Raw genomic sequence first — 14,236 nt, forward strand, 5'->3', positions numbered from 1 at the left:
AAATGCATATCAAGAAAAACTTATAAGCTGTAAAAAGGGGCAATTCTTTGGCTATTTCCAGTCGGCATTCATAAATAATATCTATATATGTTGTTCCTGTAAATTGATGAATCAGTTTACAGGAACAAGTCTTCATACTGAAAAGGAATGAGAAAGATGTTCAATATTAACAAAGGGATAGGTGGAGACGATAGTAATAACTGGTTTATATGGATAAAATATAGTATAATGAAATTAAAATTTTAGGGATAACAAGACAATAATAGTGTTATGGATCAAGTCTAAAGATTTATGGCATAGCTTTCAAGTTGAATATTGCACTGTGATTAACGGAAGAAAAATTATAATTTAAATGAGGGAGATTAACGAAGAAATGGAAGACATGGAAGAAATTATAAAAATCAAAGAATCCATATCAACGGCAAATAAGTTTCACTCCTCGGAGCTTTTTTATATAGAAGAGGAAAAATTACCATTTTCAGCAGGGGTGTATACTTTGGCAGGGTGTGCAATGCACTGGCATCACTCATGGGAAATTTTATGTCAGTTAGAGGGTGAAGCATATGTAAGATTTGGAGGAGAAAAAATTATTTCAAGACCAGGAGATATCACTGTTATTTCTGGTGAGGAACCTCATGAAACGGAAAAGATTACCAAGAGGCATAAAATATTATTGTTGCAGTTCCAAATGGAACCAATTTTACCCTATTTTTCTGTGGCCAAGGAATATCAGCACATTCCAAGCATATTACTAGATCCATTTCGAAAAGTTGGGCATTTTAATTTAAGAAGCAAAAAAGTGGAATCTATTATGTGGAAAATAGAGGAAGAATATAAAAAGAAGATTTTAGGATATGAGATTAGAATACCTGCATATATTATGGAATTAATAGTATATTTTATGCGAAATGATTATATTTACGTTAAAAGGCCTGAAACGGAAGTTATGGTGGCATTAGAAAAAATTAGGCCAGCATTGTCTTATGTAGAGGATAATTATAAAAATCATATAGAATTGCAAAGCGTGGCAGAATTGTGTTGTATGAGTATATATACATTTTGCAGAGTGTTTAAACAGGCAACGGATTGTACATTTGTAGAGTATTTAAATCATATTCGGTTAAAATCGGCAGAAAAATTATTACTTTCCACAAAATTACCTATTAGTGAAGTGGCATATGAGTCGGGGTTTTCAGGATTGAGTTATTTTAACCGAAAATTTAAAGAAGTATATTCTATGGGTCCAAGCAAATATCGAAAGATAAGTGGAAATGAAGAATTAAATTGTGAAGGTTATAATCATTCTAGAATCTAAAATACAGTGGTATATATAAGAGTCGAAAACACAAAATTATTAGTGGTTTTCGACTTATTTTTTGAAAATAAAAAACTATCTGGCAAAATAGTGCAAAAATAAAGCAAAAATGGAATTGAATCAAGAATATAAAATCATTATATTAAAACTATAAGAGTAAGGAGAATATTAAAAAAAGGCGCCGAGAAGAAAAACAAAAAAGTATAAGTGTAAAAGGAGGAAAAAATGAAGAGATTAGTTGCAGCATTTTTATGTATGACGATGGTAGGAACAATGACAGCTTGTGGTAGCTCTGAAAAAGAAAATAATAAAGCAACAGGAGATAAACCAGAAAGTATTAATGTTATTTGTACAACAGATGAAGAAGGTCTTTATGAGTACGCAGGAAAAAAGTATGAAGAAATGTATGGTGTTAAAGTAAATTTGATTTGTCAGTCCTATGATAGCACGCACGAAAAAATAACTACAACATGGACTGGTGGAGGAGATGCAGATGTTTGTTATGTAGATATTCCATGGGTTGCAGAATTTGAAAGCAAGGGAGTAACCATAGATTTAAGTGATTATATGGACGAAGATGTGAAAAACAGTTTGATTGAGAGTTCGTTAAATCAGATGGTTTATAATGGAAAAACAGAAGCAATTCCATTTGCAAATGGTGGAAAATGGATGTTTTATAATAAACAGATGTTAGCAGATGCTGGATATGAGGAACCACCGAAAACTTGGGACGAATTAAAAGAAATGTCTAAAGATATGATAGACAAAGGTATTTGCAAGTATGGTATTGCGTGGGGAGCGTCTCAGGCAGAAGGGTTAATTTGTGATCTTACAACTATGATTTACAGTTTTGGAGGAACATGGCAGAAAGAAGATGCTTCATTTGATATTAATAGTGAAAGTGCAAATGATGCAGTACAGTTTATGTATGATTCAATGCAGGAGGGCTGGGCAGATCCAGCATCAATTACTTATACAGACAGAGATTGTTTAGATCCGTTCATGGCTGGAGATACCGCATTTGTTATGAATTGGGCTTATGTGTATGGATATGCAAATAATCCAGAAAATTCAACAGTTGCAGGAAATGTAGATATATGTTTAATGCCTGGAACTGATAAGGCAGAAAGTGCTTCAGTAACTGGCGGTGGTGGATTTGGAGTATTGTCTACGTCAAAATATCCAGATTATGCATATAAATATATTGAGCTATTCACTAATGAAGATATTCAGAAATATGCATATGAGAATTATAATGTGTTACCGACAATTGATGCATTATATAAAGATGAGAATCTGGTGGCTGAACATGAAGAGCTGGCTAAGTTTTATCCACAGTTTGCAACAGCACATCCAAGACCGCAGCTTGCTGATTACAGTGAATGGTCTAATACGGTACAGCCATTATTCTCAGCAGCACTATCAGGAGCAACTTCAATTGAAGATGCATTAAATCAGGCAGAAGAAGTATCAGAACGTTTTGTGAATTAAATAGAGAATGGCAGGTAGGTAAGCTTCCTGCCATTTTAAATATGAGGGTAAGAATATGAAGATGAATAAATCAAATATATCACAAGCACGAACTGCGTATGGAATGATTGCCCCTGCGATGCTGATTATTATGGGTTTAGGATTATTCCCTGCTTTGTTCACACTGTGGTTTAGTTTAAATGATGTAAATCCTGGAAGTCTGGCAATGAAATTTGTTGGGTTAAAAAATTATACAGAAGTTATGAGTACTAGTGCATTCTGGAACTCTTTAAAAATAACATTATATTTTTCTCTGGTATCAGTTGTTGTACAGATTATCATGGGAACATTAGTAAGTTTGCTTTTGAATCAGAATTTCAAAGGAAGAGGTTTTGTACGAGGGATTATTTTGATTCCATGGGCAGTTCCAACAATTGTAAATGCAAATTTGTGGAAGTGGATTTTTAATGCGAATGCAGGAGTTTTGAACAAGGTATTATTAAAATTACATTTGATAGATGACAATATAGTCTGGCTTGGAAGTGGTAAGCTTGCCATTAATATGATTATATTATCGGATACATGGAAAATGCTTCCTCTTGTTATAATAATGCTACTTGCTGGACTTCAGACCGTTTCTAATGATGCTAAAGAGGCAGCAATTATGGATGGAGCAAATGCATGGCAGAGATTTAAAGCGGTGTATTTTCAAGCATTGAAGCCAATGTACATAGTGGTTCTTGTTTTACGAACAATTCAGACGATTCGAGTTTTCGATATTGTATATTCGTTGACGTCAGGTGGACCAAATGATAGTACACAGGTAATAAGCTTTTATGCATATCATGAAATCTTTGATTATTTGCATTATGGAAAAGGATCGGCAATATGTGTAATTATAGCAGTTATTATATTGTTATTGAGTATTCTTTACCTGAAAGCAGGAAAAACGGAGGATTAGGATATGAATCGAATGATAAAAAGAAGAATAGGACGGATATTATTATATTTAGCAGTGACATTATTGTTGCTTTGGACATTATTGCCAATTATCTGGATGTTCATATCAAGTATTATATCAGAGAATGAATTATTAAGCAGTGACAAAATATTGCCTACATTAATTACATGGGAACGATACAAAACATTGCTGTGGGATCAAAATCCAACAAAACAGGTTGAGGTATTTCGAATGGCAATAAAAAACAGTTGTATCGTTGCAGGGGTAACAACAATAATCAGTCTTGTATTTGGTGCTGTAGCATCCTACGCGTTTGCAAGATTACATTTTCGGATGAAAAGACCAATGTTATTTGGAGTAATGTTTTTTCAGCTGCTACCACCAATTGCATTGGTAATACCATATTATATTATGATTAGTCGAATGGGGCTGTTAGATCATTTGGGAACATTAATATTAATTAATACAAATGCAGTTCTGGCTTATGTAATCTGGGTTTTGAACGGATATTTTAAATCGGTTCCATTTGAACTTGAAGAAGCAGGAAGAGTAGATGGGTGTAGTTGGAATCAAGTGTTTTGGAAAATTATTATGCCAACAGCACTACCAGGATATGTTGCAGTAGGTGTTCTTGCCTTCCTTATGGCATGGGATGAATTTTTGTATGCATTAATTTTTACAACATCCAAAACTTCAAAGACGCTAACAGTTGCGGTATCGGAGTTTGGAACAAAGTATGGTATTGATTATGGAATGATGATGACAGCAGGACTGTTGGCAACGGTTATACCAATGGTATTAGCACTGATTTTTCAACGGTATATCGTAGGCGGACTAACGGCAGGAGCAGTCAAGGGATAACAAGGAGTAAAGTATGGAACACGAATTTAATTGGGAATTTATTGATAAAAATGGAACGTTCATTTGTGAAAATGCTAGCGAAGTGAATCAATTATATTTTCCTATATGCAATGAGGCTGGAATGAAAGCTTCAGTGACACCTTTTTTAAATGGAGATGCGAAAAAGAATCAAAACGAATTTTTATATCTGCCTGTTTCAGTTGAGGACTTACATAACAACCGTTCTGCAAGAAATTTCTGGGTTTATACAAAAGAGCAAGGAGCTTTTTCAGTGGCAGGAAATTCTGCAAAACAGAGAGCAGAGCATTGTTTTAAGGAGGAAGAAAAAAGGGATAAAGTTGAGTGTGGATTACTTTATCACAGTTTATATTATACAATACCAGAATTGAAATTAAATTGTAGTTTCACCACATTTTGTCCGGCAAATGATGACGTAGTAGAAATTAATAGAGTAATTTTGGAAAATTATGGTTCGGAAATTCTAGAATTTGTACCAACAGCAGCATTTCCTATTTTTGGACGGTCGGCAGATAATTTAAGAGATCATAGACATGCAACTTCATTGATGCAGAGAGTAACAATGGAAAAAAATGGGATTGTTGTAAAGCCAACGATACATCATGATGAAAGAGGTCATGAACCAAATGATACGAGTTATTTTGTATATGGTTCAGATGAAAATGGGCAGGCACCAGTGGAAATGTTTCCGACAGTAGAGGAATTTATAGGAAAGGGGGGAACATTGGACTGGCCTGAAACTGTAGTAAAAAATAGTATACCAAAGCATGATTTTACATATCGAAAAGATGGTATGGAATGTATTGGTGCAATGCGTTTTGCACAAGTGAGATTAGCACCGGGAGAAAAAATAGAATATATTATTTGTGCTGGAATTACAGAAAAAGAAAATTTTAATAAAGAATTTGAAAAGTATAACAGTAAAGAAAAAGTTGAAGTTGCATGGAAGAAAAATGAAGAGTATTGGAATGGAGAAGCAGATAAGATAAAATTTCAGGGCAATTCAGACAAGTTTGATGGCTGGCTAAGATGGGTAGGTATACAGCCTGTTTTAAGAAAAATATATGGTTGTTCATTTCTTCCGTACCATGATTATGGAAGAGGGGGGCGCGGATGGAGAGATTTGTGGCAGGATTATCTGACTTTACTGTTGCAAAATCCAATGTCAGTTCGCAGCGCTTTTGTTCATAATATGAAAGGTGTTAGGCTGGATGGAAGTAATGCGACTATTATATTAGAAGGAAATGGTAATTTTCAGGCAGATAGAAACAAAATCTCTCGAGTTTGGATGGATCATGGTGTTTGGCCATTATTTACACTACTATTATATATCAATCAAACAGGAGATATTTCCATTTTAGATGAAGAGGTGACATATTGGAAAGATGCACAAATAGAGAGAGCGAAAAATATCGATATAAACTGGAAAAAAGAAGATGGAAATAATCAAAAGACGAAGAATGATATATGCTATGTAGGAACAATATTAGAACATTTGATTTTAGAAAACTTGATTTGTAGCTTAAATATTGGAGAACATGGGAATATAAAACTTGAAGATGGGGATTGGAATGACCAATTGGATATGGCTTCAGATAAAGGAGAAACAATACCATTTACAGATTTTTATGGAAAAAATATGTGTGATATAGCAGATTTGTTAGAAATTCAAATGGAGAAAGAAGAAAGGAAAACGATTTCTGTATTTGAAGAAATGGAAATATTGCTTGATGGATTAACTGAAGAGTCTCAAAAAGAAATGGAAGTGTTAAAAAAATATTATGAACGCATAAGATATGGAATAAGTGGGGAAAAGAAAGAAATACCAATTTTGCAATTAGAAGCTATGTTGCGTCGAAAAGGAAAACAATTATTGCAACAAGTACGTGAAAATGAATGGATTGAATTATCGTCAAAAGAAGGTTTTTTTAATGGTTATTATAACAATGATGGAAAGAGAGTAGATGGAATTTTTACAGATGGAAAATTAAGATTTGGATTGACAGCCCAGACCTTTTCTGTTATGTCAGGGGCGGCAACAGATGAGCAGATTCAAAAAATAATACATGCTGTAAATAATTATCTTCCAGATGAAAATACTGGAGGAATTAGATTGACTTTACCATTGGGAGATAATACTTGGAATTTTGGAAGAGGATTTGCACTTATTTACGGAGAAAAAGAAAATGGTGGTATGTTTAGCCATATGACAACTATGTATGCTTATGCATTATATAGTAGAGGATATGCAAAGGAAGGTTATAAGGTTCTAAAATCCATTTATGAGCTTTCTACAAATACTAAACTAGCACAAATATATCCTGGTGTACCAGAATATATCAGCAGCAGAGGAAGGGGGATGTATTCTTATGTCACGGGTGCGGGAAGTTGGACAATTTTTCTGATGTTAACACAAGTATATGGAATACGAGGAAAACTTGGAGATTTATTAATAGAACCCAAACTTGTAAAGGAACAGTATGATACAAGAGAAGTTTTGACGGTAGACATGTTATTTATGGAAAAAGAAGTGAGTATTTATTTTTATAATAGAAAACGTTTAGATTATGGGAAATATCAGTTGGGTGAACTTAGCATAAATGGAGAAGTATGGAAGAAACAGATAAATAGCACATCTGTTGTGCTGCATCAGTCTGAGCTAGAAGAAAAACTCGTAACAGGTAGAAAAAATAAAATTTGTATTGAATTAGAAGAAAGGAAGCGATGATGTAATGGGACTTAAATTTCCGCTGGGATTAGAAAAAAAAGAAGTTTTAATAGAAAGAAATGGAATAAAAATTGAAGCACCATGGCCTGTTCAGATTCAAATTTTAAAGGGAAGAAATAAGAAAGTAAAGTATGATAGTATAAGAAATCAAAAAAATACGTATATTGCAGAAGCAGAAGTAGAAATAAATAAAAAGAATAGATTCCACATTACTGATATATGGGAAGAAAATTTAAATAGTATAAAATTGAGCAGAAAGGTGACTTGCATTTTAGCAGAAGAGGAGACAGCTATTAGGGTATCCACGGAATTTCATTGTGGAGCAAAACAAGCAAAGAACTTTGAAGATTATCAATTTGTAATACCAGGTGCTTTTTATAATAAGAACGATACAGATCAGGATGGGCAGGACGATTATCTTGGAACTTTTGAACAAGATTATAAGGATGATAGAAATCCTAATTTGTCAGTCACGGGATTTTCAAAAAAAGATAAACAGTTTATTTCATTAATCCGAGCAGATATTCCAAAGCTTGATACTACAATAACTAGAAAACAGATAGAGGAAAGACATTTCATTCATAACACAGATATTGGATCACTTGGAATTGCACCATCTGCAAACAGAATGGAAGAATTTTTACTGCGTTGTGATTATCCGTTTTATGAGAGAAATTCATTTTGTTTGAATGTAGATGGATCGGAGTGGGCTGCATATCGAAAGATAAAGCAGGGAGAAGAATTGGAGGTTTCATATATTCTACTGTTTGGGGAAGCTGAAAATCTGACGGAAGCATCATGGAAGACGAGTACATTTCAGATGGAAAGAATTCTTGATGATAATATAAAACATCCGTTTAGTTTAGAAGAGACTATACCATATAGAAGAGAATTATTACATAATAGTTTTAGAGATTTTCCAGAAAAAAAGAATCATCCATGCGGTTATGTATGTCATTTTTCACCGAGAGAAAATTATGGGAATCAAAACGTGTTGGAATATGGATTCTCAGGGAATCAGACGATGATTTGCTATGAAATGCTTCGAGGGACAGAAGAAACAGAAAATGAAGAATATAGAGAACGAGCATTAAAAACAATACAATTTTTTGTGGAACACTGTATTGCAGAGAGTGGTCTGCCAAATGCAATGTATAGTGTAGAAAAAGAAGATTTTGTATATTGGTGGACAGGGGTATTAATGCCATTTCAGTATTCAGAAAATAGGGAAGAATTAGAAAAATTTTTAGGGAATCAGGTTGTAGGTGCAATGATTGGAATTGCAGAAAAATTAAAGGGAACAAAAGGAAATTATTGCCGGACTATGACAGAGGCGATGTATTATTTAATGCTCTGTTTTCTTGAGGAAAAGGAGAATGGAACTTTACACAAAGACTGGGTAGATGTGGTAGTAGCTTTTTGTGATAAAATGATTGAAATTCAGAATGCAGATGGTTCTTGGTATCGGGCATATACGATGGAAGGTGTTCCAATGACATATCCAGAAGAATGGTTTGGAAGTAATGTTATTGAACAAGGCTCAGGAACAATTTTCCCAGGAGAAGTATTAGCGTTAGTACATGAATATACAGGTAATGAGAAGTATAGGAGTGCATTGTGTAAAGCAGCTGACTTTATAATGAAGTATTATGTAGAAGATGTTTTATATCTGGGAGGGTTAAATGATACAACACATAAAAAGTCTGTAAAAATAGATGCTGTTGGAGTAATGTATAATATGCGGACATTGTTGTTGGCTTATGAAACAACAAAAAAAGAACGATATTTATATGGAGCAAAATCAGCAGCACAGATTCTTGCATCATGGACTTATCTTTGGAATATTCCGTTTGATGAAAATACACTTTTAGGAAAGAATGGTTTTGGAACGACTGGATGGGCTGGATGTGATGTTATTCCTGGGTGTAGCTATGTGGATGATGAATTTGTAGAGTTTGTACCGGATTTAATGAGAATTGCAGAGTATAGCAGGAATAAGCAGCTAGCTATCTTGGGGAAAATTGTGACATTAGGAATGCAACATGGTTTATCTATGCCTCAAAGAATGTATGGATATACGATGCCTGGTATTCAGTGTGAAGGATTTTTAACATCTCTATGGCTTTCAGATACAGAAGATTTAGAATTTTCAGGTGCTGTGGCAAAAAATAAAGGTGATGATAATGATACTTGTAACGGATTGATAAACGGGCAGGCACTGTACAATCTTGATTCATTAAAAAGGAGATATTATACGTTAGATTTTGATAAAATAATTGAGCAGATTTTTGCAGAATAAAGGCATAATGGTTTATAGATATTTTATATGGCTATTAAATAGTTACTTTAGAAGTTTGTATTTCATGGATTAGTATTAGTAGTGTTCCTAAAATCTCAAATGAAGTTAGGAGAATCCACTTAAAGAGAGTGCACTGACCAATTTAAAACATATAATAGAGGATATAGAAATTACGGCAAACCAAAATGCCGTAAGACCTATATCCTTATTTGATTTTTAGGGCAAGTGCATAGTTTGGTGGTGTTTCAAAAACAAATTTCAAAGTAAACACCGAACAAGGATGGATTTTTTTAAAATGAAAAAGTGTCGGATAAAGAGAAAGATACTACATAGAAAAAAACGGACAATTTAATTAAAATAACAGTATAAGAATTCAGATACTCGGAAGATATGAAAGGGAATTACAGCTATGAAAATCGAAACATTAAAACTATGGGAAGGAAGAGACGATGTGGAACTTACCACATTTCTTACCATGCCGGATTCATTTATTAAAAATCCAACACCGAAACCGGCGATTATCGTGTGTCCGGGAGGGGCATACCAGACTTGTCCAAGACATGGGAACGAAGGTGATCCGGTAGCAATGACATTTGCAGCGGATGGCTACCAGGCGTTTGTTTTGGAATACAGTGTTGCTACAAAAACTTCTCAGGAGAATACGACGTTTCCGGCACAGATTTTAGATTTGGGAAAGGCAATGCTTACGATTCGCGAACATGCAGAAGCGTGGAGTGTCGATGTAGATAAAATCAGCATCATTGGATTCTCGGCAGGAGCACATCTGTGCGGAATGTATGCATCTACATGGCATGAAGGATTGCTGGCAGATACATTTGGAGTAGAAAAAGAAGTCTTTAAACCATTATCTGCACTTTTGATGTATGGTGTGTTAGATTATGTGATTCAAGATGAATTTACGGCAAGCAATCAGAACCCGATGCTTCCGGATGATATGAATGTTCCTGTGATGGGGGCTGTCAGACCATCGAAAGAAGTATTGGAAAAATGGAGTCCAATCTGCCATGTGACAAAAGAAATGCCGCCGACATTTTTAGGGGCAGCAGTGGATGATGGCATGGTTCCGTCAATTCAGTCTGTAAAAATGGCGGAAAAATTACATATGACAGGGGTTCCATATGAATTACATATGTTCCAGTATGGAGACCATGGATTTTCGTTGGGAAGAAATCTGTTTGAACCATTCAGAGAAGATAAGGCACATGCATGTGCACAGTGGGTATCACTTGCAAAGACATTTTTGATGCATCAGATTGCGGAAGAAAGTACAGAAAAAGAGAGGAATCCGTTTTCACAGTAAAGGAATAGAACCATTTAGGGACGGAGTTTTTATAAGTGAAAAAGTGTCGGATAGAGAGAAAAATATTACATAGAAAAAAGAGGACAATTTAATTAAAATCATAATATAAGGATTTAGATACTAGGAAGATGTCAAAGGAGGAAGTCAGACATGAGTGATTCATATTACAAAATAGAAGAAATGAATGGATACTATCGAATCGGCAGTCCAGAAGCGGTATTTTGTTATGTGATAGTCGGAAAAGAAAAGGCGATGCTGATTGATACAGGCCATGGGTATGGAAATTTAAAACAGGTTGTGAAATCAATTACAGATAAACCATTATATATCGTAAATACGCATGGACATCTAGATCATACTTCAGGCAATGCACAGTTTGAAGAAAAAGTATATATACATAAAAAAGATATGGAGCTTTGTAGAGAGCATACAGGAAAAATGATGAGGGAACAGTCGGTAGAACGTGCAATGCATAGTGTTAATTATGAAACACAGGAAGAATATAATGCATTGCCGGACAAGTTTGATAAGGAGAATTACATTAATCAAGGAACAGGGAATCTGGTAGAAGTAGCAGGTGGTCAGATATTTGATCTGGGTGGAGCAACACTTGAGATTGTTGAGACTCCGGGACATACACAAGGAGGTATTTCCGTTTGGTATAAGGAAAAGAAACTTGCATTTACTGGTGACACGACAGGATTTTTTGTCTGGCTGTTTGCTCCGGAAACAACCAGTAGAGAAATATATATTGATACATTAAATCGTCTGTTGAAATTACCGGTTGACTTTTATATCGGAGGTCATAATGAAAATGTTATGACAAAAGAAGATTTGGAACTATATATGCGAGCGGCAAAGGAAGCAGATTTTGAAAAAGGACAGAAGTTTGAATCTTTTGCGAATGGAGAGGAAGAAGTTCGCGTCTGTGCATTAGATGGCAAGACATTAGATGATATGTTCGAACCGGGATTTGCGGCATTGGTAATTACAAAAGATAAATAATGACCATTTGGGGACGGAGATTAGTGGCTTTTTTGCGTAGCAAAAAAGCCACTAATCTCCGTCCCCAAATGGTCCCCGGTTCGGTTGTATTTTTTGGCAAATGGCACAAATGCGGGTTCTTTATCTTTATGCTGTTTTCGATACTCCTGCGGTGACATTTTATAAGCAGAGCGGAAAACTCTGGAAAAATGGTCCGCGGAGTTGTATCCGATTCGCTCTGCGATTTCTCCGACTTTCATGGAAGTGTTCACAAGATAATCAATGGCATCGGATAAACGGAGTCGTTTAATTAATTCTGTGAAGGTGAGTCCTGTATTCTGCTTGATCAATGTACACAGATGAGGTTCGCTGTAATGAAACAAATCCGCCAGGGATGACAGTGTCAAAGTTTGGTAGTTATGCTGGATATACTGCAGTACAAGAGAAAAGTCAGCCCCCATCTCATAGTTGTAGAATTGAATTGTCTGACTGTAACTGCGTAGCAGTGCAGAAAACATCAGATTCACATAACTGATACAGCAGGCATTACTGTACATGTCTTTCTTGCTGCTTTCAATCATCATATTACGAATATATTTTTTTATAACAGAATTATTATTCGTAAAGAACATGAGGTAATTCGCATGGTTATCTCCCTGTAAAATAGTTCGGAAGAAGTAGGATAGTAAATCCTTTCGTGTCATAAGCGAAAAGAATGTCGTATCAAACGTGCTCTTTCGAATACAAATGGTAAATACGGTTGAGTCATCTTCAATAAGAAAATCATGTTTGGAATTTGGAGCGATAATGCAAAGTTCTCCTTCTTTCATAAGATGCTCTTCCTGTTCGAATATAAATTTCCCTTGTCCATTGGCAACAAAGTTAATTTCAAAATAAGTATGTCTATGTAAATTCGGGCGTGTATATCGAGGATGCCGGATAACAAAAACATCCCTTGCATTTGGAATCAAATCCGCTTCTTCAACAGTTGGAGCCAGCGGAGAACCATCGTACATAGTAAGTGTTACCGGCAAAGAATCTACTACTTTATCAAAATCGGCATCGGTCATATTATCATAATCCCCAGTTAAATCGGGAGCGGAAATAGAATCATACAGCATACCTTTGTTATATAAATATTCGGTCATTTCTGGAAATTGTAAACGATTTCCAGTTCTATAATAATATGCTTTCATGTGAGATTGAAATTCACCATAGGTCATATAGTAAGCCATCAAAACACCTCCAAGATAATAGTAAGTAATGAGCTATGATATGGATAAAAATATCCGGATGCGATATTTATATTGTAGCAGAGGGGGAGGTGGTTGACAAGAATAGAATCTGAAAAAAAGTCGGGTGGAGCCGAAAAGGGACGGAGATTAATGGCTTTTTTGCGAGCAAAAAAGCCATTAATCTCCGTCCCTTTCTGGTTATCTGAGCTGTTCTCTATAAGTAATAATACTTCCGTTTTTACCACGCACACGACAAAGTTTTGAGGCTTGAGGGTCCATTTCGATATAGCGGTGATTTAGTTTCTCATCTGGTTCTACTTCTTTGTTATAAATAGCGTGAATCAAATCAATATAATCGTTCAGATAACTTTTGGCAATTGGAGTGCCGTTATGGTTTGGAAGAAGATAATCGAATTCATTAGAAAGAGATAGGATTCGTTCTGTGTTTTCCAAAAAGTTATCAAGTATGGTTTTTAAATCATAATTAATGTATGGGTTGTGAGAGTTATCAAATAAATTGACCTGTGCAGCTTCCATATCATCTCCACAGAAGAACATACGATGACTTCTGTCTAAGAAGAATAAGCTGCTGTTACAGTGAGCCGGTTTAACATCCAGAATCTCGATTGTACGATTACCAAGTTCGATGGTGTCGCCATCACCAACATAGACTTTTTTATAATCTGCATGTGGTAGTTTAGTAATATCAAATGGAACCATGCCAGGATTTTCTACAGATGCCTTGTCGAGTTCAGCTCCTTTACTCATGTAGACCTGTTCAAATTCTCCATTACCTGCGGCATGATCTGGGTGATAGTGTGTATTGGCGACAACAATAGGTTTATCAGTCAGTTTTTCAACATAAGCACGCAGATTACCGACACCATATCCTGTATCGATTAGGAGCGCTTTTTCGTCCCCTTCTAATAAATACATGTTTTCAGTTCCGTTCATGAAATTAATGATCCATGTCTGGTTGTCCAGCTTCCAGGACATATAACTTCCAAAGATTTCTTCTAATGATGGTTCCATAAAAATTTCCTC

10 protein-coding genes are annotated in these 14,236 nt (G+C 35.2%); 8 read left to right on the forward strand and 2 right to left on the reverse strand.

Features of this window, described 5'->3' with window-relative positions; all coding sequences use genetic code 11:
- Positions 1-373: 373 nt before the first annotated feature.
- The 8 genes from D8Q48_RS10620 to D8Q48_RS10655 all read left to right on the forward strand — a co-directional run bounded on the left by D8Q48_RS10620 (position 374) and on the right by D8Q48_RS10655 (position 11,978).
- Positions 374-1,315, forward strand: a complete 942-nt coding sequence (locus tag D8Q48_RS10620) for an AraC family transcriptional regulator (RefSeq protein ID WP_172696995.1) — start codon at positions 374-376, stop codon at positions 1,313-1,315.
- Between the two features lie 225 nt (positions 1,316-1,540).
- A complete protein-coding gene (locus D8Q48_RS10625) occupies positions 1,541-2,806 on the forward strand; it encodes a sugar ABC transporter substrate-binding protein (protein WP_121056442.1) in 1,266 nt (421 codons plus the stop codon).
- A gap of 55 nt (positions 2,807-2,861) precedes the next feature.
- Positions 2,862-3,746, forward strand: coding sequence for a sugar ABC transporter permease (locus D8Q48_RS10630; RefSeq protein ID WP_022074425.1), 885 nt, complete (start codon positions 2,862-2,864; stop codon positions 3,744-3,746).
- A 3-nt stretch (positions 3,747-3,749) separates the two neighbouring features.
- Positions 3,750-4,607 carry a carbohydrate ABC transporter permease gene (locus D8Q48_RS10635; protein ID WP_022074426.1) on the forward strand — a complete coding sequence of 286 codons (858 nt, stop codon included), beginning with the start codon at positions 3,750-3,752 and terminating at the stop codon, positions 4,605-4,607.
- A gap of 13 nt (positions 4,608-4,620) precedes the next feature.
- Entirely contained in the window at positions 4,621-7,353 is a 2,733-nt protein-coding gene (locus tag D8Q48_RS10640) for a cellobiose phosphorylase (protein WP_121056443.1), read from the forward strand.
- 4 nt (positions 7,354-7,357) lie between these two features.
- Complete coding sequence (locus tag D8Q48_RS10645; RefSeq protein ID WP_121056444.1) at positions 7,358-9,652, forward strand: hypothetical protein; 2,295 nt, start codon at positions 7,358-7,360, stop codon at positions 9,650-9,652.
- Between the two features lie 409 nt (positions 9,653-10,061).
- Complete coding sequence (locus D8Q48_RS10650) at positions 10,062-10,973, forward strand: alpha/beta hydrolase (protein WP_121056445.1); 912 nt, start codon at positions 10,062-10,064, stop codon at positions 10,971-10,973.
- Between the two features lie 150 nt (positions 10,974-11,123).
- Entirely contained in the window at positions 11,124-11,978 is an 855-nt protein-coding gene (locus tag D8Q48_RS10655; protein WP_117991288.1) for an MBL fold metallo-hydrolase, read from the forward strand.
- 20 nt (positions 11,979-11,998) lie between these two features.
- Here the strand turns inward: D8Q48_RS10655 and D8Q48_RS10660 are convergent, their stop codons facing one another.
- Positions 11,999-13,192 (reverse strand): AraC family transcriptional regulator, encoded by a 1,194-nt coding sequence (locus tag D8Q48_RS10660; RefSeq protein WP_121056446.1) that lies wholly within the window; start codon positions 13,190-13,192, stop codon positions 11,999-12,001.
- Positions 13,193-13,390: 198 nt separating this feature from the next.
- The gene (locus tag D8Q48_RS10665; RefSeq protein WP_117991293.1) at positions 13,391-14,224 is read right to left on the reverse strand and encodes an MBL fold metallo-hydrolase; all 834 of its coding nucleotides are present in this window, start codon (positions 14,222-14,224) and stop codon (positions 13,391-13,393) included.
- Between the last annotated feature and the right edge of the window lie 12 nt (positions 14,225-14,236).

The sequence above is a fragment of the Ruminococcus sp. B05 genome, from assembly GCF_003628495.1.
In the GTDB taxonomy this organism is placed as follows: domain Bacteria; phylum Bacillota; class Clostridia; order Lachnospirales; family Lachnospiraceae; genus Schaedlerella; species Schaedlerella hominis.

Coding starts and splice junctions, on each gene's coding strand:
- D8Q48_RS10620 (WP_172696995.1), top strand. CDS start 374: ATGGAAGACATGGAAGAAATTATAAAAATCAAAGAATCCATATCAACG.
- D8Q48_RS10625 (WP_121056442.1), top strand. CDS start 1,541: ATGAAGAGATTAGTTGCAGCATTTTTATGTATGACGATGGTAGGAACA.
- D8Q48_RS10630 (WP_022074425.1), top strand. CDS start 2,862: ATGAAGATGAATAAATCAAATATATCACAAGCACGAACTGCGTATGGA.
- D8Q48_RS10635 (WP_022074426.1), top strand. CDS start 3,750: ATGAATCGAATGATAAAAAGAAGAATAGGACGGATATTATTATATTTA.
- D8Q48_RS10640 (WP_121056443.1), top strand. CDS start 4,621: ATGGAACACGAATTTAATTGGGAATTTATTGATAAAAATGGAACGTTC.
- D8Q48_RS10645 (WP_121056444.1), top strand. CDS start 7,358: ATGGGACTTAAATTTCCGCTGGGATTAGAAAAAAAAGAAGTTTTAATA.
- D8Q48_RS10650 (WP_121056445.1), top strand. CDS start 10,062: ATGAAAATCGAAACATTAAAACTATGGGAAGGAAGAGACGATGTGGAA.
- D8Q48_RS10655 (WP_117991288.1), top strand. CDS start 11,124: ATGAGTGATTCATATTACAAAATAGAAGAAATGAATGGATACTATCGA.
- D8Q48_RS10660 (WP_121056446.1), bottom strand. CDS start 13,192: ATGGCTTACTATATGACCTATGGTGAATTTCAATCTCACATGAAAGCA.
- D8Q48_RS10665 (WP_117991293.1), bottom strand. CDS start 14,224: ATGGAACCATCATTAGAAGAAATCTTTGGAAGTTATATGTCCTGGAAG.